General features: G+C 73.6%; 19 protein-coding genes. 13 read left to right on the top strand and 6 right to left on the bottom strand.

The features are described 5' to 3' along the window. Positions 1-129: 129 nt before the first annotated feature. A complete protein-coding gene (locus ABTZ03_RS22820; RefSeq protein ID WP_350514888.1) occupies positions 130-558 on the bottom strand; it encodes an SsgA family sporulation/cell division regulator in 429 nt (142 codons plus the stop codon). Between the two features lie 307 nt (positions 559-865). Here ABTZ03_RS22820 and ABTZ03_RS22815 point away from each other — a divergent pair, with 307 nt between their 5' ends. From ABTZ03_RS22815 to ABTZ03_RS22805, 3 genes are all read left to right on the top strand, one after another. Next, positions 866-2,698, top strand: a complete 1,833-nt coding sequence (locus ABTZ03_RS22815) for a DEAD/DEAH box helicase (RefSeq protein WP_350514930.1) — start codon at positions 866-868, stop codon at positions 2,696-2,698. A gap of 386 nt (positions 2,699-3,084) precedes the next feature. Further along, positions 3,085-3,735, top strand: coding sequence for an IclR family transcriptional regulator (locus ABTZ03_RS22810; protein ID WP_188305665.1), 651 nt, complete (start codon positions 3,085-3,087; stop codon positions 3,733-3,735). A 51-nt stretch (positions 3,736-3,786) separates the two neighbouring features. Next, entirely contained in the window at positions 3,787-4,593 is an 807-nt protein-coding gene (locus ABTZ03_RS22805) for a S16 family serine protease (RefSeq protein ID WP_350514887.1), read from the top strand. A 79-nt stretch (positions 4,594-4,672) separates the two neighbouring features. On the opposite strand, the gene ABTZ03_RS22800 is transcribed toward ABTZ03_RS22805, so the two are convergent. Beyond that, the gene (locus tag ABTZ03_RS22800) at positions 4,673-5,443 is read right to left on the bottom strand and encodes an IclR family transcriptional regulator (protein ID WP_350514886.1); all 771 of its coding nucleotides are present in this window, start codon (positions 5,441-5,443) and stop codon (positions 4,673-4,675) included. 152 nt (positions 5,444-5,595) lie between these two features. After that, positions 5,596-6,057, bottom strand: a complete 462-nt coding sequence (locus ABTZ03_RS22795; protein WP_350514929.1) for an Lrp/AsnC family transcriptional regulator — start codon at positions 6,055-6,057, stop codon at positions 5,596-5,598. 359 nt (positions 6,058-6,416) lie between these two features. Between ABTZ03_RS22795 and ABTZ03_RS22790 the strand changes: the two genes are divergently transcribed. Further along, on the top strand, positions 6,417-7,046 hold the full coding sequence (locus ABTZ03_RS22790) for a VOC family protein (RefSeq protein ID WP_350514885.1): 630 nt from the start codon (positions 6,417-6,419) through the stop codon (positions 7,044-7,046). A gap of 16 nt (positions 7,047-7,062) precedes the next feature. Here the strand turns inward: ABTZ03_RS22790 and ABTZ03_RS22785 are convergent, their stop codons facing one another. Beyond that, complete coding sequence (locus ABTZ03_RS22785; protein ID WP_350514884.1) at positions 7,063-7,626, bottom strand: hypothetical protein; 564 nt, start codon at positions 7,624-7,626, stop codon at positions 7,063-7,065. A gap of 145 nt (positions 7,627-7,771) precedes the next feature. Here ABTZ03_RS22785 and ABTZ03_RS22780 point away from each other — a divergent pair, with 145 nt between their 5' ends. The 3 genes from ABTZ03_RS22780 (at position 7,772) to ABTZ03_RS22770 (ending at position 11,798) form a co-directional block, all read left to right on the top strand. Beyond that, a complete protein-coding gene (locus ABTZ03_RS22780; protein WP_350514883.1) occupies positions 7,772-8,476 on the top strand; it encodes a response regulator transcription factor in 705 nt (234 codons plus the stop codon). Next, entirely contained in the window at positions 8,473-10,014 is a 1,542-nt protein-coding gene (locus tag ABTZ03_RS22775) for a sensor histidine kinase (RefSeq protein ID WP_350514882.1), read from the top strand. The genes ABTZ03_RS22780 and ABTZ03_RS22775 overlap by 4 nt, the downstream gene beginning before the upstream one ends. A gap of 383 nt (positions 10,015-10,397) precedes the next feature. After that, positions 10,398-11,798, top strand: a complete 1,401-nt coding sequence (locus ABTZ03_RS22770; protein WP_350514881.1) for a glycosyltransferase 87 family protein — start codon at positions 10,398-10,400, stop codon at positions 11,796-11,798. A 164-nt stretch (positions 11,799-11,962) separates the two neighbouring features. Here ABTZ03_RS22770 and ABTZ03_RS22765 read toward each other — a convergent pair whose 3' ends face one another. After that, complete coding sequence (locus ABTZ03_RS22765) at positions 11,963-12,379, bottom strand: SsgA family sporulation/cell division regulator (protein WP_350514880.1); 417 nt, start codon at positions 12,377-12,379, stop codon at positions 11,963-11,965. A 470-nt stretch (positions 12,380-12,849) separates the two neighbouring features. Between ABTZ03_RS22765 and ABTZ03_RS22760 the strand changes: the two genes are divergently transcribed. Further along, a complete protein-coding gene (locus ABTZ03_RS22760; RefSeq protein WP_350514879.1) occupies positions 12,850-14,307 on the top strand; it encodes an RDD family protein in 1,458 nt (485 codons plus the stop codon). 141 nt (positions 14,308-14,448) lie between these two features. Beyond that, the gene (locus tag ABTZ03_RS22755) at positions 14,449-15,195 is read left to right on the top strand and encodes an RDD family protein (protein WP_350514878.1); all 747 of its coding nucleotides are present in this window, start codon (positions 14,449-14,451) and stop codon (positions 15,193-15,195) included. Between the two features lie 32 nt (positions 15,196-15,227). Here ABTZ03_RS22755 and ABTZ03_RS22750 read toward each other — a convergent pair whose 3' ends face one another. Then, a complete protein-coding gene (locus ABTZ03_RS22750) occupies positions 15,228-15,476 on the bottom strand; it encodes a hypothetical protein (protein ID WP_350514877.1) in 249 nt (82 codons plus the stop codon). 202 nt (positions 15,477-15,678) lie between these two features. Here ABTZ03_RS22750 and ABTZ03_RS22745 point away from each other — a divergent pair, with 202 nt between their 5' ends. From ABTZ03_RS22745 to mycP, 4 genes are all read left to right on the top strand, one after another. Then, the gene (locus ABTZ03_RS22745) at positions 15,679-16,377 is read left to right on the top strand and encodes an endonuclease V (RefSeq protein ID WP_350514876.1); all 699 of its coding nucleotides are present in this window, start codon (positions 15,679-15,681) and stop codon (positions 16,375-16,377) included. Between the two features lie 95 nt (positions 16,378-16,472). Then, positions 16,473-16,913, top strand: coding sequence for a DUF2563 family protein (locus ABTZ03_RS22740; protein ID WP_350514875.1), 441 nt, complete (start codon positions 16,473-16,475; stop codon positions 16,911-16,913). 29 nt (positions 16,914-16,942) lie between these two features. Next, positions 16,943-18,325, top strand: a complete 1,383-nt coding sequence (locus ABTZ03_RS22735) for a WXG100-like domain-containing protein (protein ID WP_350514874.1) — start codon at positions 16,943-16,945, stop codon at positions 18,323-18,325. A gap of 167 nt (positions 18,326-18,492) precedes the next feature. Beyond that, positions 18,493-19,590: a type VII secretion-associated serine protease mycosin gene (gene mycP / locus ABTZ03_RS22730; protein WP_350514873.1), complete on the top strand. Its 1,098-nt coding sequence runs from the start codon at positions 18,493-18,495 to the stop codon at positions 19,588-19,590. Positions 19,591-19,601: the final 11 nt, after the last annotated feature.

The raw sequence follows: 19,601 nt of genomic DNA, 5'->3' as shown, positions 1-19,601 counted from the left end.
GGCCTGACTGGGCGAGTGGCGGGGTGGCTGCCCTCCCGGGCCCCGGACCCGGGTGGCCGTCCTAAGGCCTGGGGCGACCCCCTCTGACGTCCGGAGGCGCGGGGGCGCTCCCGGACGCCGGGCGCCCCGTCAGCCGAGCAGCTGGGCGAGCGCGCGGTCGGCGTCCAGGTGCAGGTGCTCCTCGCCCTCCGGGACGAGCAGACGGCTGCGCCACAGGAAGCGGCGCAGGTCGGTGGAGTCGAACTGGAGCAGCGCGGTGCCCTCCGGGGCCCGCAGCTCGACCATGGTGCGCCGGCCGAGCGCGGGTCGGACGTGGACGTCGCCGGCCCCGGCCGGCAGCTCCAGCCCGGAGGAGAGCAGCTGGCGGGCGAACACCCAGACGATGTCCTCGGCGCTCTGGCCGTCCGGGGCGTCGTCCAGCGAGAACTCGGCGGGGAAGGCCATCCGGACCGCGAACGGGTCCTCCGGCAGGTAGGACAGCACCACCCGGAGCCGGACGGAGCGGTGCGGGGAGAGGATCAGACGGGCCTGGACGGTCTCTTCGACGGCGGAGTACAAGGGTGGGTCCCTTCGTTCGACGGGGCCGCCCGACGGCAGGTGGGGTTGGGGCGGCCTCACCCTGGTGAGAGTGCCGGGGACGATGGGGATTACCCGGTTTCGAGCGGAAATCGAGGTGACCCGCGTCACATCGACTTCCGGCCGCCCGGGCCCGGCGCGGAGCCCGGCCTGGAGGCCCGAACGGCCCCGGCCCGGTAGGCTGGGCGGGTTGTCCGACCGCCGCCCGACCGCGGGATGAGGCCGCAAAACCGCCTCTGACCTGCGATGATCCCCTTCGGAGACCGTGAGTACTGCCGCCGCCTCCTCGATGCCGCTGTTCTCCGACGTACAGGAGCAGCAGGAGCCCGTCCGGGCCGTCGGCCATGCCGCGCCCGCCGCCTCGCACCACCTGTCCCCGGCCTTCCCCGGTCGTGCCCCCTGGGGCACCGCGGGCAAGCTGCGGGCCTGGCAGCAGGGTGCGCTGGACAAGTACATCGAGACCCAGCCGCGCGACTTCCTCGCGGTCGCGACCCCGGGCGCAGGCAAGACCACCTTCGCGCTCACCCTGGCCTCGTACCTGCTGCACAACCACCTGGTGCAGCAGGTGACGGTCGTCGCACCGACCGAGCACCTGAAGAAGCAGTGGGCCGAGGCCGCCGCCCGGATAGGCATCCGGCTGGACCCGGCGTACTCCTCCGGTCCGCTCTCCCGGGACTACCACGGCATCGTGGTCACCTACGCGGGCGTCGGGGTCAACCCGATGCTGCACCGGAACCGGACCGAGGCCCGCAAGACCCTCGTGATCATGGACGAGATCCACCACGCCGGTGACTCCAAGTCCTGGGGCGAGGCCTGCTTCGAGGCCTTCGAGCCCGCCACCCGCCGGCTGGCGCTGACCGGGACGCCGTTCCGCTCGGACACCAACCCGATCCCGTTCGTGGCGTACGACGCGGGCGGTGACGGCATCCGCAAGTCCGTCGCCGACTACACCTACGGCTACGGGCACGCGCTGGCCGACCACGTCGTCCGCCCGGTGATCTTCCTCAGCTACAGCGGCAACATGCGCTGGCGCACCAAGTCCGGCGACGAGCTGGAGGCCCGGCTCGGCGAGCCGATGACCAAGGACCTGATCGCCCAGGCCTGGCGCACCGCGCTCTCCCCGCAGGGCGAGTGGATCCCCTCCGTCCTCCAGGCCGCCGACCGGCGCCTCACCGAGGTCCGCAAGGCCATCCCGGACGCCGGCGGGCTGGTGATCGCCACCGACCAGAACGTGGCCCGCGCCTACGCCAAGATGCTGCGCGAGATCAGCGGCGAGAAGGTCACCCTGGTGCTCTCCGACGAGGCCGAGGCCTCGAAGCGGATCTCCGACTTCTCGGAGGGCACCTCGCGCTGGATGGTCGCCGTCCGCATGGTGTCCGAGGGCGTCGACGTGCCCCGGCTGTCCGTCGGGGTGTACGCCACCTCGATCTCCACCCCGCTGTTCTTCGCCCAGGCCGTCGGCCGCTTCGTGCGCGCCCGCAAGCGCGGCGAGACCGCCTCGGTGTTCCTGCCGACCATCCCGATGCTGCTGGGCTTCGCCAACGAGATGGAGCTCCAGCGCGACCACGTGCTGGACCGGCCGAAGAAGGAGGGCGACGGCCTCTTCGACGAGGAGGACCGGCTGCTCGCCGAGGCCGAGCGGGCCAACGACGGCCCGGACGGCGCCGGCGGCGACGAGTTCTCCTACGAGGCGCTCGGCTCCGAGGCGGTCTTCGACCGGGTCCTGTACAACGCCATGGAATTCGGCATGCAGGCCCACCCGGGGAGCGAGGAGGAGGAGGACTACCTCGGCATCCCGGGCCTGCTGGAACCCGACCAGGTGCAGATGCTGCTGCAGAAGCGCCAGCACCGGCAGATCCAGCGCAGCAAGACCAAGCCCGCCGAGGAGGCCGACCTGCTGGAGCTGCCGGCCGAGCAGCGGCCGGTGGTCACCCACCAGGAGCTGCGGGAGCTGCGCAAGGAGCTGAACGCGCTGGTCGCCGCCTGGCACCACCGCACCAGCCAGCCGCACGGCACCGTCCACAACGAGCTGCGCCGCCAGTGCGGAGGCCCGCTGACCGCGCAGGCCACCGCCAACCAGCTGAAGGCGCGGATCGCCAAGATCCGCGAGTGGGCGAAGTAACGGTCCGGCAGGCGGGCCCGGCGCCGGCGGACGGGCGGGCCCGGCCCGGGTCCGCCGGCGCCGGGGTGTCCGGACATCGGACCGGGGTCGAACCGACATCCGGTCGGGGCAGGTGAATTGACGGGGTTCGTCCGGAATTCCCGGTGGTGGCACCGATGATCACGACCGAATTTTGGACAACCACTTCCGTCGCGACCTTTCCTTCACTACCTTTCCCCCACGCTCTTCCACCGGGCAACCCCCGCGGGACGGGCTCCGCAGGACCGTGCGGCCGTCGAGGACGACACCGCGCGGCCCGAGCGCGGCCACCCCCACCTGCGCGCGACACCGACCTTCTTGGTCCGGCGCCGCCCGCCCCGCGAGCGCCGCGGAAAGGACAGCCCGTCGTGACTGCCGAGACCTCCCAGACGTTGGACCGCGGCGTCCGCGTCCTCAAACTCCTCGCCGACTCCGAGCGCGGGCTCACCGTCACCGAGCTGGCCGCCCGGCTGGCCGTCAACCGCACCGTGGTCTACCGGCTGCTCGCCACCCTGGAGCAGCACGGCCTGGTCCGCCGCGACATCGGCGGCCGGGCCCGGGTCGGCCTGGGCGTGCTGCGGCTGGCCCACCGGGTGCACCCGCTGCTGCGCGAGGCCGCGCTGCCCGCCCTGCGCAGCCTCGCCGAGGACCTCGGCGCCACCGCCCACCTGACCCTGGTGGACGGCAGCGAGGCGCTGGCCGTCGCCGTGGTCGAACCCAGCTGGACGGACTTCCACGTCGCCTACCGCACCGGCCTGCGGCACCCGCTCACCGAGAGCGCGGCCGGCCGGGCGATCCTGGAGGCCCGCACCTTCCCCAGCCAGCGCCGGCCCGAACAGGGCTTCGTCATCACCCGTGCGGAGGAGCAGTCCGGGGCCAGCGGGGCGGCCGCCGCGCTGCTCGGGCTGAGCGGCATCGAGGGCAGCGTCGGCGTGGTGATGCTCAACGGGCTGGTGCCCGAGCGGGTCGGCCCGCGGGTGGTGGAGGCGGCCACCGAGGTGGCCGACGCCCTGCGGTAACGGGCACCGGGCCGGGCGTACCACGGCGTCGGGTGTGTTTGGATTCCCCTTGTGTCCGACACCAAGCTGCCCAAGGTCCTCCCGTCCCCGCGGACCCGCGCGCTCGCGCTCTGCGGGGTGCTGGTCGCCGCGCTGTTCGGCGTGGCGGCCTTCGTCCCGCTGCCGTACACCATCACCTGGCCGGGTCTGACCGCGGACACCCTCGGCAGCTACCAGGGCCGACCGGTGCTCACCGTCACCGGGGCGCCGCTGCGCAGCACCGAGGGCGAGCTGCGGATGGTCACCATCTCGGCCACCAACCCGGAGCAGCGGACCACCTTCTGGCGTTCCCTCCAGGCCTGGTTCGACCCGAAGGAGGCCGTCCGGCCGACCGAGACGGTCTACCCGCAGAGCAACCCGACCAAGGCCGAGGAGGCGACGGCCCAGCAGATGGCCGAGTCGCAGGACAGCGCCACCCTGGCCGCGCTCGGCTACCTCCACCTCTCGCCGGACCAGGTGAAGGTCAAGGTCGACCTGGGCGACGTGGGCGGCCCGAGCGCCGGGCAGATGCTGGCGCTGGGCATCGTCGACAAGCTCGCCGGCGACGGCAAGGGCGGCGACCTCACCGGCGGGCTGAAGATCGCGGGCACCGGCACCATCGACAAGGACGGCACCGTCGGCCCGGTGGGCGGCGTGCCGCTGAAGACCCTGGCGGCGGCCCGGGACGGCGCGACGGTGTTCCTGCTCCCCAGGGACGAGTGCACGGACGCCAAGGTGAACACCCCGAAGACGCTGCGGCTGGTGCCGGTGGGCACGCTCGCCGAGTCGGTCTCGGCGCTGGAGGCGCTGAAGAGCGGCGGCAGCGTCCCCAGCTGCTGAACCCGGCGGCCTCCGGCTTCGGTGCCGGGCGGCCCTCGGCAGCGCTCGGCGGCCCTCGGTGCTTCGGCGGCCTCCGGCGTCAGAGTCCGAAGGCCACCGAGGCGAAGTCGTCGCCCAGCCTGGTCCGCAGCTGGGCGGCGATCCCCACCAGGCGGTGCGCCTGGGCCATCGGCAGCGAGATCGAGACCGCGCCGATGCCGCTGCCCGCGACGACCGGCACCGCCGCGCCCGCGGCCCCGAGCGAGTACTCCTGGAACTGGGTGATCGGGACGGAGCGCCGCGGGCCCTGGCGCGACAGCAGCGGCAGGCCCGCCGGGTCCCGCAGGGTGTGGGCGGTGAACGGCACCATCGGGTGGCGGGCCAGGTGGTCCCGGCGCTCCTCGGCGGTCATCAGCGCCAGCAGCGTCTTGCCGGCCGAATGGGCGTGCGCGCCGGTCCGCCACCGGTGCCGGTCGATCAGCGGCGCGCCGGGCGCCTCGGCCGCGCCGATCAGCTCCACCTCGCCGTTCCGGTACCAGGTGAAGTAGACGGCGGCGGAGAGCTCCTCGGCCAGCGCGTCCAGCAGGGTCTTGAGCCGGGCCCGGCCCGCCGCCGGACCGTCGTCCCGGACCAGGCCGGCCACCGCCGGACCGGTCAGGTAGTGCCCGGAGTGCCGCTCCAGGTAGTGGTCGTGCACGAGGGTGCGCAGCAGGTGGTAGGCGGTGCCCAGGGCCAGGCCGGTGTCCCGGGCGAGCTGCTTGGCGGTGGCGCCCTTGGGGTAGCGGGCGGCCGCTTCCAGCAGGCGCAGGGCGCGCTGGGCGGAGGCGATGAGGGTGGGGGAGGAGCCGTCGATCGCGACCGGGGACGTCATGCCGGGGCCGTCCCGGGGGAGCACGGGGGCGGCACGGGTATCGGCGGACCGACGCGTGGCACGGGCAGTGGCGGAACGTTCATGTATAGATCTTGGGGCTGACGGGGCCTCATGCCTATGCCGAATCGGCACATCGCACCGAACGGACCGTCCTACTCGGCGGCCGCCTGGTCCACCAGCGGCAGGATCCGGTACGGCACCGGGTTCTCCAGCACGATCGCGGTGGAGGAGCGGACGATCCCGTCGAAGCCGACCACCCGGTCGATCACCCGCTGGAGGTCGGCGTTGGAGCGGGCCACGATCCGCACCAGCATGTCCCCGATCCCGGTGATGGTGTGCAGCTCCAGCACCTCCGGCACCCGCGCCAGGTGCGCCCGCACGTCCGCGCCCTGGCCCTGGGAGATCTCCAGGGTGGCGAAGGCCGTCACCGGGTAGCCGATCGCCGCCGGGTCGACCTCGGGGCCGAAGCCGCCGATCACCCCCTTGGCCTGCAGCCGGTCCAGTCGGGCCTGCACGGTGCCGCGGGCGACCTGGAGCCGGCGCGAGCACTCCAGCACGCCGATCCGGGGCTCCTCGGCGAGCAGTCGGATCAGCCGTCCGTCCAGGGCGTCGATGGTGTCGTTCCCGCCGCCCGCCGGGGCCGCGGCGGTGCCCTGCGGGGCGGCGGTGCCCTGCGGGGCGGTGGGGCCCGTCGGGCTGCTCGGGCCGGTGGGGCCGGTGGGGCCGGTGGGGCCGCTCGGGTCGGGGGAGCCGGGGGAGCTCGGGGAGTGGGCGGGGGGCATCGTGGCTCCGTCCTCCGGTGGGCATTCTGTACAGCGGCGCCGCCGATTCTCCCGTCCCGGGGCACAGCTTGACCAGGAGGAAACGGAACAGTTGCGCGCCGGTCGGCCCGGCGCCACCCTCCAGCCACGATCCCGTGCCCCGGGCCCCACCCCGGGCGTCGGGTGGTCCGTACGCCTACCGGGAGGCCGTCATGACCGACACCGCCGACTCCGTCCTGCTCGCCGCGGGCCTGGCCGGGGTCCCGGGGGATCCGGGACCGCTGCCGGTCGGCCGGGCCGACGCGGTGGTCCTCGCGGTCGCCGACGCGGAGCGGGCCGCCGCCCGCTACCGGGCCGCGCTCGGGCTGCGCTGCACCGCGTACGCCGGGCCGGAGACGGGTCGGCCGGACACGGTCTCCTACGTGCTCGGCGGGCCCGGGACGCGGATCGTGCTCACCTCGCCGGCGCGGGCGGGCGGCCCGCGCGGCCGGGAGCTGGCGGCCGGTCCGGCCCGCTGCGCGGACGGGGTGCTGGACCTCCAGGTGAGCGTGCCGGACGTCTACTACGCGTACGACTACGCGGTCGACCGGGGCGCGCTGTCGCTGGCCGAGCCGTACGAGACGCGGGACCGGTTCGGGTCGGTGGTGCTGGCCACCATCGCGGTGCCCGGCGGCACCAGACACACCCTGGTCGACCGGGCCGGCTACGCGGGGCCGTACCTGCCGGGGTACGAGCCGGTCGGGCCTTACGGGTCGGGTGAGACGGTCGGGCCCACGGGGCTGTTCGAGCCGGGCGAGCCGTACCGGCTGTACGACCCGTTCGGGGTGCCCGGCGGTCGGTGACGGGTGCGCCGCCGGTTCAGCGGATCGCCGTCTCCACCACCGGCGGGTGGCCGTTCCAGTAGACGAACACCGAATTGGCCTGGTTGTCCCTGGTGAAGTCCACCCGCATCCACTGGTCGCCGTTCCACACCTGCATCTGCCAGCCCGGGTCCGGGGTGGCGGACACCAGTGAGGCCTCGTCGGCGCGGATGTCCAGGGCGACCCGGCCGCCGGGGATCGGGTAGCTCTTCACCGTGGACGTGGTGGTGGTGCTCGGCGCGGGCCGCTTGGCGGACGGCGTGGGCGCGGGGCCGGCCGGGGCGCGCGCGGCGGTCGCGGAGGCGGCGGCCGGGGGCGCGGTCGGGGTCGGGGACGGGGGTGGCGACGCCGGCGGGGAGGGGGCGTCGGTCGTCGGTGTCCGGCCGGGGGTGGGGGACGTGCCGTACGGCGTGCCGACGGTCTTCGGGGAGGGCAGCGGCAGCGCCACGGGCTGCTCGGACGCGGCTCCGGTGAGCACCGCGTGCACGCCGAGCCAGGACAGCGCCACCGCCGCCCCGGTGGCCGCCGCCCAGGCGCACAGCTGTACCAGTCCGTTCCGCATCGTCCGCACATCCTGCCGTATTTCCCGGTCGGCGGGGACCGGCACCCCGGTTGTTCCGCAGGGGAGTTGCACAATGTCCGGACCCGGTCCGGAGGCACCCCCGAGGTACAGACCACTGCCCGCCGATGGCGTACCGTGCAGGGCCATGGCAACAGTGCTCGTGGTCGAGGACGACCCCTTCGTACGTTCCGCGCTCATCCGCCACCTGACCGACACCGGTCACGCGGTCCGCAGTGTGGGCACGGCCCTGGAGGCGCTGCGGGAGGTCGCCCAGGTCGGCTGCGACCTGGTGATCCTCGACCTGGGCCTGCCCGACCTGGACGGCAGCGAGGCGCTCAAGATGATCCGGGGGCTGACCGACGTCCCGGTGATCATCTCCACCGCCCGGGACGACGAGGCCGAGATCGTCCGGCTGCTCAACGACGGGGCCGACGACTACCTGGTGAAACCTTTCTCCGGGGAGCACCTGAGCGCCCGGATGGCCGCCGTACTGCGCCGGCTCGGCGGCGGCAGCGCCCCCGTCGCCCAGGTGCTGCGGGTCGGCGGACTGGCCATCGACCTCCAGCGGCGCGAGGCCGTCCTGGACGGGCGGCTGCTCGACCTGACCCGGCGGGAGTTCGACCTGCTGGCCTTCCTGGCGGCCCGGCCCGGCGTGGTGGTGCCGCGCAAGGAGATCCTCGCCGAGGTCTGGCAACAGACCTACGGCGGCGACCAGACCATCGACGTCCACCTCTCCTGGCTGCGCCGCAAACTCGGCGAGACCGCCTCCAACCCCCGCTACCTGCACACCGTCCGGGGCGTCGGGGTCCGGCTGGAGGCCGTCGCCGGGCCCGCGGAGCACCGGACATGAAGCGGTTCGTCCGCTCGTTGCGCTGGGCCCTGATCAAGGCCGCGGTGGCCGGCACCACCATGGTCGCGCTGGCCTTCCTCATCCCGCTCGGCCTGATGGTCCAACAGACCGCCCGGGACCGGGCGTTCACCGCCGCCGAACGGCAGGCCGCGGCGCTCGGGCCGGCCCTGGCGATCACCACCGACCAGGACGCCGTCAACCGGGCGCTGGCCAGTACGGACGCGGGGGCGCAGGGGCGGATGGCGGTGCACCTGCCGGTGCCCGCCGGGGCGCCGGGGGTCCCCGGGGGGCCGGAGGTCTCCGGGATGCCGGCGGCGAACGGGGGACCGGCGAGCGGGGGACCGGCGAGCGGGGGACCGGCGGTCGGGGGAGCAGGGGCGGCGGCCGGGGCCGGGGGGCCCGACGGCCCGACCCTCGGGGAGGGGCGCGCCGCCGCGGCGGACGTCGCCACGGCCGGTGGCCAGGGCCGGGCCTTCACCGTCGCCGTGCCCGGCGGCTACGCGCTGCTCCAGCCGGTCGCGGTGGACACCGGGCGGACCGCCGTGGTCGAGGTCTTCGTCGCCGAGAGCGACCTCACCCGGGGCGTCTCCACCGCCTGGCAGGTGCTCTCCGCGGTCGCGCTCGGCCTGGTCGCCATCTCGGTGCTGGTCGCCGACCGGATGGGCAGCCGGATCGTCGCCTCCGCCCGCCGGCTCGCCAGCGCCGCCCGCTCGCTCGGCGCCGGGAACCTCACGGTGCGCGTCCCGGTGACGGGCAAGCAGGTCGACGGCAGCCCCGAGGAACTGCGCGAAGCCGCCCAGGCGTTCAACACCATGGCCGACCGGGTGGTCCAACTCCTCGCGGCGGAACGCGAGTTGGCTGCCGACCTGTCGCACCGACTGCGCACCCCGCTGACCGTGCTGCGGCTCAATGCCGCCTCCCTCGGCGACGGCGACGCGGCCGACGCCACCCGGCACGCGGTGGCCCAACTGGAGCGCGAGGTCGACCAGATCATCCGTTCCGCCCGCCGTGACCCCGAGGACGCGCCCGCCGTCGCGGTCGGCTGCGACGCCGCCGAGGTGATCCGCGAACGGGTCGGCTTCTGGTCCGCGCTGGCCGAGGACGAAGGCCGTCGCTGGCAGCTGGCCGGCGCCGAACACCCCGCGCCGGTGCCCGTCCAGCGCGGGGACCTCGCCGCCGCCGTCGACGCGCTGCTCGGCAACGTCTTCCGGCACACCGCCGTCGGCGCCGCCTTCTCGGTCGACGTGCTGGCCACCGAGTCCGCGGTGATCGTGCTGGTCGGCGACGCCGGACCCGGCTACAGCGACCCGGCCGCCGCACTCAGGCGCGGCGAGGGCCACGGCGGGGAGGGCTCCACCGGCCTCGGGCTGGACATCGTCCGCAAGCTCGCCGAGTCCACCGGCGGGGACCTCGCGCTCGGCCGCTCGGCCGTGCTCGGCGGCGCCGAGACCCGGCTGCGGCTGCGCACCCGCCCGGAGGAGGCCGCGCCCGCCCGGACCGGTCGGCGACGCAGCCGGGGTGCGCTGTTCTCGAAGTGACGACGTGACGAAGTGACGGCGGGGCGGGGCGGCCCTGAGGCGGCGGTGGGGCGGGCGGCCCCGTCGATCGGGGGGCCTTCCTTAACTGCGCCCTAAGGGAGCCTTCACCCCGCGTGCGGGCCGCCCGTTCGACCCCGGACGGCGCTAGCGTCGGTGGCACCGGTCACGTCGGGCCGCCCGGGCACGGTCGCCCGGGGAGCCCGCCCAGCGGCGCCCGCCCGCACGAAGACCGCCCCGACTGCCCCGTCCGCCCGTGCCCAGCCCGCAGCCGAGCACGGTCGGCCGGGGCCCTTTCGTCACTGTACGTAGTCGATCGCGCCCAGGACGGGACCGGTCGCATCCGGTATCGTCGCTGGTTGGCCGAGCGGTGGACGGAGTGGACAGTGACAGCGGTGCAAGACGAGCGCAGCCAGGTACGGACCGTACCCGCCCCGGCGCCCGCCCCCCTGTCGGACCGGCTGCGGATCGCGCTCGGTGCCCCCGTGCGCGCGCTGCGTGAAGCCCCCCGCCGGCCGCTGCTGGTCGCCTCCGCCATGGCCCTGCTGTCGCTGCTCGTGTACGCAGTGGTCCGCCACTTCGTGCACACCTCGATGGTCGACATGGTCGTCTACCGGGCCGAGGGCGCCGCCGTCGCCAACGGCACCGACCTGTACGCACTGCGCGTCACCGAGTGGAACCTGCCGGCGACCTACCCGCCGTTCGCGGCGATGCTGTTCGTCCCGACCACCTGGTTCCCGATCCCCGTCCTTCGCGTGCTGATCACTCTCGGCAACCTCGGACTGCTCGCGCTGCTCGCCCACCTGTCCTTCAAGCTGGTCGGCTGGCCGCGCCGCGAGCTGCGCCCGATCGGCGTGGTGCTGATCACCGGCCTCGGCGTCTGGCTCGAACCCGTCTTCACCACGCTCCGCTACGGCCAGATCAACCTCGCGCTGGCCTGCCTCGTCCTCTGGGACCTCACCCGCTCGGACGGGCACCGCAGCAAGGGCATCGCGATCGGCATCGCCGCCGGGATCAAGCTCACCCCCGGCCTGTTCGCGGTCTACCTGCTGCTCACCGGCCGGGTCCGGGCCGCCTTCACGGCCGGCCTCACCTTCCTCGGCACCTTCCTGCTCGGCGCGCTCTTCCTGCCCGACGCCACCTGGGGCTTCTGGACCAAGTACCTCTACGACTCGTCCCGGGTCGGCAAGACCGAGATCGTCGACAACCAGTCGCTGCGCGGCGCCTTCGCCCGGCTGCTGCACTCCGCCGACCCCGGCGTCATCGCCACCCTCGGCGCCGGGCTGGTCGCCCTGGCCGGCCTCGCCGTCGCCGCCTGGGCCGTCCGCAGCAGCCGCTGGCTGCCCCGGGCCGAGGCCTGGGGCTTCTGCGTCACGGCCGTCACCGCCGTGCTGATCTCGCCGATCAGCTGGACCCACCACTGGGTCTGGTGCGTGCCGGTGCTCGTCCTGCTCGCCGCCGAGGCCTCGGTCGAGCACGCCCGTCCGGCCGGCGTCCGCCGGCTGCGGTGGCGGGCCGCGTTCTGGGCGACCCTGGTCGCCTTCCTGTCCTTCGCGATGTGGGCGGCCAAGCCGATCGGCACGGCCGTGCTCCACATGTCACCGCTGCGGCAGCTGCCGACCTCGGTCTATCCGTGGGTCGGACTCTGCTTCCTGCTCGCCGCCGCCATCCGGATAAGGGCCCGGCGGCGCTCCGCCGGCGCCCCGCTGGTCCGGCTGCCCGGACAGCGCGACGGCGGCGGCCCGGACGCCGCCCGCGGTCGTCAGCAGGCCCCCGCGGCCCGCTGAGCCGGCGGGGGCGCCGTCGCTCCTCCTACTGCTGTCCCTGGTCCCGTCGTTCATCCGTGCGTCGTTGATCCGCTCGTCGTTCATCCGTGCGTCGTTGATCGGCTCGTCGGCGTGCCGGAGCTCCTGGACGTGCCAGTGCACGCTGCGGCGCACGACCGGCACGCCTACGCGAGCAGCTCGGCGAGCGAGCCGTCCATGTCGAGGGCGGACAGCTCGCTGCCCGGCGGGACCAGCCGGTGCGCCCGCTCCAGCCAGGCCGCGACGACCGGCAGCGGCGCCTCCAGCAGCGCGTCCCCGGCGGGCGAGCTCAGCGCCAGGCACAGCACGCTGCGCCGGCCCGAGCGGGTCGGCCAGATCCGCACGTCGCCCTGGCCGCACGGGCGGAAGGTGCCCTCGACCAGCAGCTCGCGGGCGAACACCCAGGTCACCGGGGAGCCGGTGTCCAGGTGGAAGGTGATGTAGACGGCGTACGGGTCGTGGCTGCCGTAGGTCAGCCGGGCCGGGACGGGGACGCTGTGCTCCGGGGAGAGCACCAGGTTCAGCTCCAGCTCGTGCTCCACGACGCTGACGGGGCGGTCCATGATCGTCTTCCTCTCTGCCTTGGGTTCGTGCCCGGTTCCGGGCTCCTTGACCTTTGAGAGGGCGGACCGCGCCGGTTCTTACACACGTTTCCGAGATTTCTCCGGGGAGTTTCGCCAGGGGTGGTGAACGGCCCGGAGTGCGGCGCGCGGGTGTCGGTCGCGCGCCTGCATCCCTACCTCGGGAGGCCCTCCGCTGTCCGGGGAATCGTTAACTTCCCGTCGGCACTCCGGCGAGGTACTACCCTTTGTGACTGCCCGGCGACTGTCCGCCTCCGGTGGCGCCCCCCTGCGCACCGGGCGTCCGCGGGCGTCCGTCCCGAGTTCCGTCCCGTTCTGTTGCGAGTTCCGCTCCGACCGGACTTCGACCCGATGTGCACCGATGCGACGCATCTTGACCCGTTCAGATCTGCTGAGGCCCGGTCCCCGTTCCCCATCGGCCCTCGTCAGGACCTGACAGGAGAGAAGACCCCATGACGGACCGCCCCTTCGCCGCCGACGGCGACCCGGCCGTCGCACCCGAGCCCGGCTACTACCCCGACCCCTCCATCCCCGGCTTCGTCCGGTACTGGGGCGGCTCCGCCTGGGTGCCCGGCACCAGCCGACTCGCTCCCGCCGAGGGCGAGGTGCTGGAGCCGCCCCGGTTCGCCGCCCGGCGGCCCGCCCCGGACGTGGCGGCGGCGCGGGCGGTGCCGCCTCCGGTGGTGGTGCCGGTGCCCGCGGCCCGGTCGGACTCGCCGCTGCCGGCGTCGGTGTCGGTGTCGTCGGCGGTGTCGTCGGCGGTGTCCGCGTCGGTTCCCGTGGTCGCGCAGGAGCCCGTACCGGTGCCCGGGCGGGCGGACCGGGAGGCCCCGGGCTCGGGTGACACCGGACCGGTGTACCTCGACCAGACCACGGGCGGGGCGTCCTTCGTGGTCGGGCCGCGGGTGGCGGAGGTGATCGGCGGGCCGGTGTTCCGCACCGTCGAGCCGGTGGCCGAGGAGGACCCCGGGGCGGCCGGGGTGTCCGGGGTGCCGGGCGGCTCCGGATGGCAGGCCGATCCGCGGGCGCAGCGGGGCCTGATGGAGACCGGCGGGGCGCCGCACTGGGTCTCCTGGGGGGCGCTTCCGGGGGCGCCCGACCAAGAGGAGGGGCGCGCGGAGCCGGAGCGCGCTGCGGTTGCCGTCGAGCTGGCCGCGGCCGTCGCACCCGTCATGGCGGTGGCGGTCCGCGAGGTGCCGGCGCCGGTCGTGGCCACGGCGGCCGCCGCGGCGGCGCCGACGGTCGGGACGGAGGTTGAACCCGAGCCGGTCCATACGTCGGCCTCGTCCACCCCGACCGCGTCGTCGGCCCCGGCGCGGACCCGGGCGACCGTGGCCCCCGCCCCCACCCCCGCCGGCGCGCTGCCCGTGGTGCGCCCGGCCCGGGAGGCGCCCGTCCGGCACCGTCCGGCGGCCCGGGTGCCCGCCGGCCCGGCGCGGCGGCTGGCGGCCCGGGCGGTGGACACCGCGGTGCTGCTGGTGGTCGCCGTCGCCGCCGGCATCCCGCTCGGCGGCTCGGTCGCCGACCACCTCCAGGAGAAGCTGGACCAGGCCAGGATGGCCAGCTCCCTCACCCGCCGTCAGGTGCAGGTCTGGCTGGTGGACGACGTGGTGCTGGCCAAGCTCGCCGCCCTGGTCGGCATCCTGGTGTTCGTCAGCCTGGTCTACGAGGTGCTGCCGATCGCCCGGACCGGCCAGACCTTCGGCAAGCGGCTGGCCCGGATCCGGGTGGTGGACGCCACCGCCCCCGGCGGCCGGACCCGGCTGAGCCTCGGTCGCTCGCTGCTGCGGTGGGCCGTCCGGCAGCTCGGGGTGGTGCTGCTGCTCGGCCTGGTCTGGCCGCTCCTCGACCGTCCGGCGCGGCGCGGCTGGCAGGACCGGGCGGCCCGGACGCGGGTGGTCCGCGACTGAGGGGGCGGCGCGATCCCAGGCCCGCCCCGGGTGCTGCGGCCGTCCGTACCGCCCGCCGATCGGGCTGCGGATCCCGTCGGCCGATGGCAAAACGGACAGAATGTCCCAAAGCTTGAGAATGTGTGATGTTCTACTCGGGGGATGAGCACCCACGACCCCTCAGGCCCCCAGCCGGAGGGGGGCGGTCAGCCCTCCTTCGACAAGCAGCCCCCCACCCCGGGCGGCGGCACGCCGGAAGGCGAACCGCCGCACCCCACCCCGACCGGCACCCCGGCGGACGCCCCTTCCGGCACCCCGGCCGACGGCCCCGGCGCCTACCAGGGAAACTACGGCGGAACGACCCCCGGTCAGGACCCGTACGGCCAACCGCCCCACGGCGGCCAACCCCACGACCAGCCCCCGCCCGGCTACGGCGCGGGCCCCGGCCCCTACGGCACCGCCACCGGCGGCCCCGTCCCCGGCATGCCGCCGATCGGCACCTGGCCCAAGCGGATCCTCGCCCGCCTCATCGACTACGTGCTCATGCAGGCCGTCGGCGTCATCGTCGTCGGCCCCTTCGTCGACCTCAGCACCCGCCAGGGCACGACCGAGGCCTTCTGGCTCGGCTGTGCCATCTACCTCATCTACGAGGCCCTGATGCTCAGCCGGGACGGCCAGACCCTCGGCAAGAAGGCGATGAAGATCCGGGTCGCCATGCTGGTCGACGGCAACCCGCCCACCCAGTCCGCGGCCTGGACCCGGGCCGCCGTCTACATCCTCCCGGCCGTGCTCTGCTGCGCCGCCCTGTGGTGGATCGTCGACGGCCTGTTCGGCGTCTTCGACAAGCCCTACCGGCAGTGCCTCCACGACAAGGCCGCCAAGACCGTCGTGGTCACCACCGAGATCTGAGGCACCACGGCGGGACGACGCCCGGCAGCGGATCAGCGCGGCCGGGCGTACTCGCGCCCGGCCGCGGCCGGGGAGCCCCCGGGACGGCCGGCCGCCGCGCCGGAACGGGCGGAGACGGACAGCGAGAGCAGCGTCACCACGGTGCCGAGCGCCAGCGCGAAACCCACCAGCACCGCGACCTCCAGGACGCCCGCGGCGCCCGAAACGGCCAGCAGTGCCACCGTGGTGGCGACGACGGTGAACGAGCCGAGGCAGAACTGGGCGGCGGACGGACGTGGCATGGCGGGGGGTCCTTCGCACGTCGGGGGGAACGGGCGGAACTGGAGCCGGTGCCAGAAGCCATACCCGGCACGGAAGTTCGGTACGACCAGGCTAGCCCGCGAGTCCGGGGGCACAGGGGGCGCACGGGCTCACCCCGGGGTCGGCCGCCCCCTCGGTACGGTGGAGCCCGTCCGACACCACACCGACCGGGGGAAACCGACCGTGCCCATCCCCGCCGACTGGCCCACCACCGAGGCCCAGGCGCTCGCCGAACAGGAACGGCTGCGGCCCCTCGTCCGGGCCCAGGACGACGACACCCCGGCCCGGCTCATCGCCGGCGTCGACGTCGCCTACGACGACGACCACGACCTCGTCGCCGCCGCCGCCGTCCTCCTCGACCGGGACACCCTGGACGTCGTCGAGGAAGCCACCGCCGTCGGCCGGATCGCCTTCCCATACGTCCCCGGACTGCTCGCCTTCCGCGAACTCCCCGCCGTCCTCGACGCACTGGCCGTCCTCACCCGCACCCCCGACACCGTCGTCTGCGACGGCTACGGCCTCGCCCACCCGCGCCGCCTCGGCCTCGCCAGCCACCTCGGCGTCCACACCGGACTCCGCACCCTCGGCGTCGCCAAGACCCCCTTCACCTTCACCCACCACGAACCCGCCCCCGAACGCGGCTCCTCGACCCCGCTCACCGACCCCGCCACCGGCGAAGAGGTCGGCCGCGCCGTCCGCACCCGGCCCGGCGTCAAACCCGTCTTCGTCTCCGTCGGCCACCGCATCGGCCTCGACACCGCCGTCCGCACCACCCTCGACCTCGCCCGCCGCTACCGGCTCCCCGAGACCACCCGGCACGCCGACTCGCTCTGCCGCCGCGCCCTCGCCGAAGCCCTCCGCACCAGGACGCCGACGAACTGACCGTGCACCGGGCGGGATCCGGGCCCGGTGTGTTAGACATGAGGAACCGGGGCCCGGCCCCGACCACCAGGAACGGACGCACGGGGGGCGCCGCCATGGGAACAGGGACCGGCTCGACCGGTGGAGCCAGCCAGGGCTACCGGATCGAGGTCGAACAACTGCGCACCTTCGCCGGCCAAGTGCGGCTGCTGCTCAAGGAGTTCGAGAAGGACGCGAACGGCAACACCGCCCACGGCCGCAGCGGCCTCGGCAAGACCGCCTTCGGCACCTTCGCCGAGGCCACCGAGATCCACGGCCGCTACGGCACCATGCGGGACGCACTGCGGGACGTCCTGAACCAGCTCCAGAGCGCCATCGACGAGGCCCAGCACAACGCCGACCTGACCGCGACCAACTACGAGGAGCACGACCACCACGTGAGCCGGAAGCTCAAGCTGTCCGACGACGGCTGGTCCGTCGCCCAGCCCTCCGCCACCAGCGAGGTCGCGTACCAGGCCAACCAGGTCCCGTCCCAGCACGGCAACGCCACCATCTGACCCGTCGCCCGACCGGAGGTGAACCACCCGTGGTCTACACCGACTTCACCAAGTACAGCCACGCCGATCTGCGCAAGATGGCCCAAGCCCTCGACCCCGGCGCGGTGATGGCCGCCGGCGACCCCTGGCGCAAGGCGGCGACCACCCTCAAGGAGATCCGCAAGACCCTCACCACCGCCAGCACCGAAGCCGCCACCGCCTGGGACGGCACCACCAGCGACTCCTTCCACACCTCCATGCTGACCCTCGCCGCCAACATCAACGAGGCCGCCGCCTACGCCAACGACGCGGCCAACACTCTGCACAACATGTCCGAGGCGATGGCCACGGCGAAGCGCACCATGCCCGAGGAACCGGGCAGCTGGGACCAGTTCAAGGACAAGGTCGGCGACTTCTTCAGCAGCGAGGACGACCACATCCAGCTCACCGACCGCAAGAAGGCGGAAGCGGCGGCAGTCATGCAGACCCTCGCGATGCACTACCGCATCGCGACACCGGCCCTGAAGGCTCCGCCGATGCCGGGCTCCAAACCGCCGGCGAAGCCGGGGTTCTTCGGCGAAGACACGCGTGACGTCGGATCGCAGAATGACCCGACCGGGGCGGCGGCCATGGCAGCTGCGGTGATCTCGGGAACCTCGTTCGGAGCCGGGGGAACGTCGGTGAGGTCGACCTCGACCGCTGCGCCGCAGCGGTCGAGGTCATCCATGCCGTTGGTGACTTCCGGTTCCTCGCCGAGGAACGCAGCTGTTCCGACGGACTCCGGAATCAAGGGTGGGACGGCACAAGCTCCGCCGAAATCGTCGGCGATGAAGAGTAGCGTCCCTGAGGCTGGCATCTTGGGTACTCCGGCGCCGAGTCCAGGCCGGAATGCGCTTAGTCCTGTTACCTCTGGGACCCAGACGTCCACCCTGAGCACCAGCGCGTTCGCGAGCCCTTCGGGACTGGTGGCCGGCGGTGGGGGACAGCCGCCGATCGGCGCTCCTCCGGGGCCGACTGTCCAGGGCACCCCGATCGGCCCCGATTTCGGTCAGACCAGGACTGGTTTCGGTGGAAAGGAGCTTCCCGTCGGTGCGTCTCCAGGCGTCGGCGTCGGGGGCCGCGGAATGTCCGGAGCTCCGCCGGGGGGCGGCTCCTCGGCCCGGCCCGGTGGCGCTGTGCGAGAGATGCCACCGGGAGCTGGGGCAGGCAGGCAGGCTTTCACCGAAGGCGGATCAGGGCTGAGGGCGCGTAACCAGGTCGGGGTCGAACCCGGGGCCCGTGGGACTGGCGTCATGTCTCCCGGCATTCCTATGAGTGAAGCGCAGCGCCGCAAGAAGGAACAGGGGAATGGCGGCAAGCGCCCGGACTACCTCGTCGAAGACGAGGAGACCTGGGCGTCGGACGAGCCTGTCAATCCGAACGTGGTGGAATGAGGCCGGTCCGTGAACGGACGGGTGATCTGATCTTTGAGTTGGGGTGACCGGGTTTGACGAGCCGCCTGTTGGCGCGAGGTGCGGCGGTTCTCGCTGCCGGGGCATTGGTCTGGAGCGTTGCCGTACCAGGGGCATCGGCTGATCAGATCAGGGACCATCAATGGGCCTTGAAGACCCTCGGCGCAGAGGCAGGGGTCTGGTCGGTCAGCGAGGGCGACGGGGTTGTTGTCGGCGTGGTCGACTCCGGGGTGAACCAGGGTCACCAGGATCTGACCGGACAGGTCCTTCCCGGAGCCGACTTCTCAGGTGGGAATTCCGATGGTCGCGTGGACGACAAGGGTCACGGAACCGGAATTGCGAGCCTGATTGCGGGGCACGGGCACGGGGCGCAGGAGGGGGTCATGGGGCTGGCTCCCAAAGCCAAGATCCTGCCCGTGAAGGTGGGAGCGGAAGGTGATGGCTCCAATCCCCAGCAAACGGGGTTCGCGGATGCGATCCGATTCGCGGTCGATCACGGTGCGAACGTCGTCAACTTGTCTCTGGGAGGGACGTTTCGTCTCGATACGGAGTTGAGGAAGGCCGTCAACTACGCAATCTCGAAGGATGTCGTGCTGATTGCGGGGGTCGGAAACTTTGGCGAGGACGCGGATGGCGTTCGATACCCGGCGGCCTTCCCAGGGGTTGTGGCCGTAGGAGCCGTGGACTCCAAGGGAGACGTATGGGACCGTTCCACGCCAGGTCCCGAGACCACACTTGTCGCGCCGGGCGTGGACATCTACCTCGCAACGGCCAAATCCTCGACGAGCTATGGAGCTGGGGACGGTACGTCCGAAGCCACCGCGTACGTCTCCGCCACCGCCGCACTCATCCGCTCCAAGTACCCGAGCCTGTCCGCCGGTCAGGTGATCAACCGGATGATCAAGACGGCCACCCCTCCCGCCAACGGCACCGTGGTGCCCAACAACCACTACGGCTACGGAATCGTCTCGCCCGCGAAGGCGCTGGAAGCGAACCCGGCAGTGGACAACGGGCCCCGGGAAAATCCACTGGTGAAGCGGGCGGAATCGCACGGCACGCCACCGAGCGACGACGAGACCGATCCCACGGACCAGCCCACCGTCGCCCCCGAGGCCAACGCCGGTGGCGGCAAGGGCGACGGCACCGGTCTGGTGGTCGCCGCCGGGGCGGTCGGGGCCGTGGTGGTGGGGGCTGCGGTGGGTGCGGTGGTGGTGGCGCGGCGGCGGAGGCGGCGGCTGGGTCAGTGAGTGCTGAGCCA

Origin of the sequence: Kitasatospora sp. NPDC096077 (genome assembly GCF_040303245.1) — a bacterium.
Lineage (GTDB): Bacteria > Actinomycetota > Actinomycetes > Streptomycetales > Streptomycetaceae > Kitasatospora.
The sequence above is the reverse complement of the archived record's forward strand: the minus strand, read 5'-3'. Positions and strand labels throughout refer to the sequence as shown.

Coding starts and splice junctions, on each gene's coding strand:
- ABTZ03_RS22760 (WP_350514879.1), top strand. CDS start 12,850: ATGACGGACCGCCCCTTCGCCGCCGACGGCGACCCGGCCGTCGCACCC.
- ABTZ03_RS22790 (WP_350514885.1), top strand. CDS start 6,417: ATGACCGACACCGCCGACTCCGTCCTGCTCGCCGCGGGCCTGGCCGGG.
- ABTZ03_RS22750 (WP_350514877.1), bottom strand. CDS start 15,476: ATGCCACGTCCGTCCGCCGCCCAGTTCTGCCTCGGCTCGTTCACCGTC.
- ABTZ03_RS22775 (WP_350514882.1), top strand. CDS start 8,473: ATGAAGCGGTTCGTCCGCTCGTTGCGCTGGGCCCTGATCAAGGCCGCG.
- ABTZ03_RS22780 (WP_350514883.1), top strand. CDS start 7,772: ATGGCAACAGTGCTCGTGGTCGAGGACGACCCCTTCGTACGTTCCGCG.
- ABTZ03_RS22755 (WP_350514878.1), top strand. CDS start 14,449: ATGAGCACCCACGACCCCTCAGGCCCCCAGCCGGAGGGGGGCGGTCAG.
- ABTZ03_RS22740 (WP_350514875.1), top strand. CDS start 16,473: ATGGGAACAGGGACCGGCTCGACCGGTGGAGCCAGCCAGGGCTACCGG.
- ABTZ03_RS22815 (WP_350514930.1), top strand. CDS start 866: ATGCCGCTGTTCTCCGACGTACAGGAGCAGCAGGAGCCCGTCCGGGCC.
- ABTZ03_RS22765 (WP_350514880.1), bottom strand. CDS start 12,379: ATGGACCGCCCCGTCAGCGTCGTGGAGCACGAGCTGGAGCTGAACCTG.
- ABTZ03_RS22800 (WP_350514886.1), bottom strand. CDS start 5,443: ATGACGTCCCCGGTCGCGATCGACGGCTCCTCCCCCACCCTCATCGCC.
- ABTZ03_RS22785 (WP_350514884.1), bottom strand. CDS start 7,626: ATGCGGAACGGACTGGTACAGCTGTGCGCCTGGGCGGCGGCCACCGGG.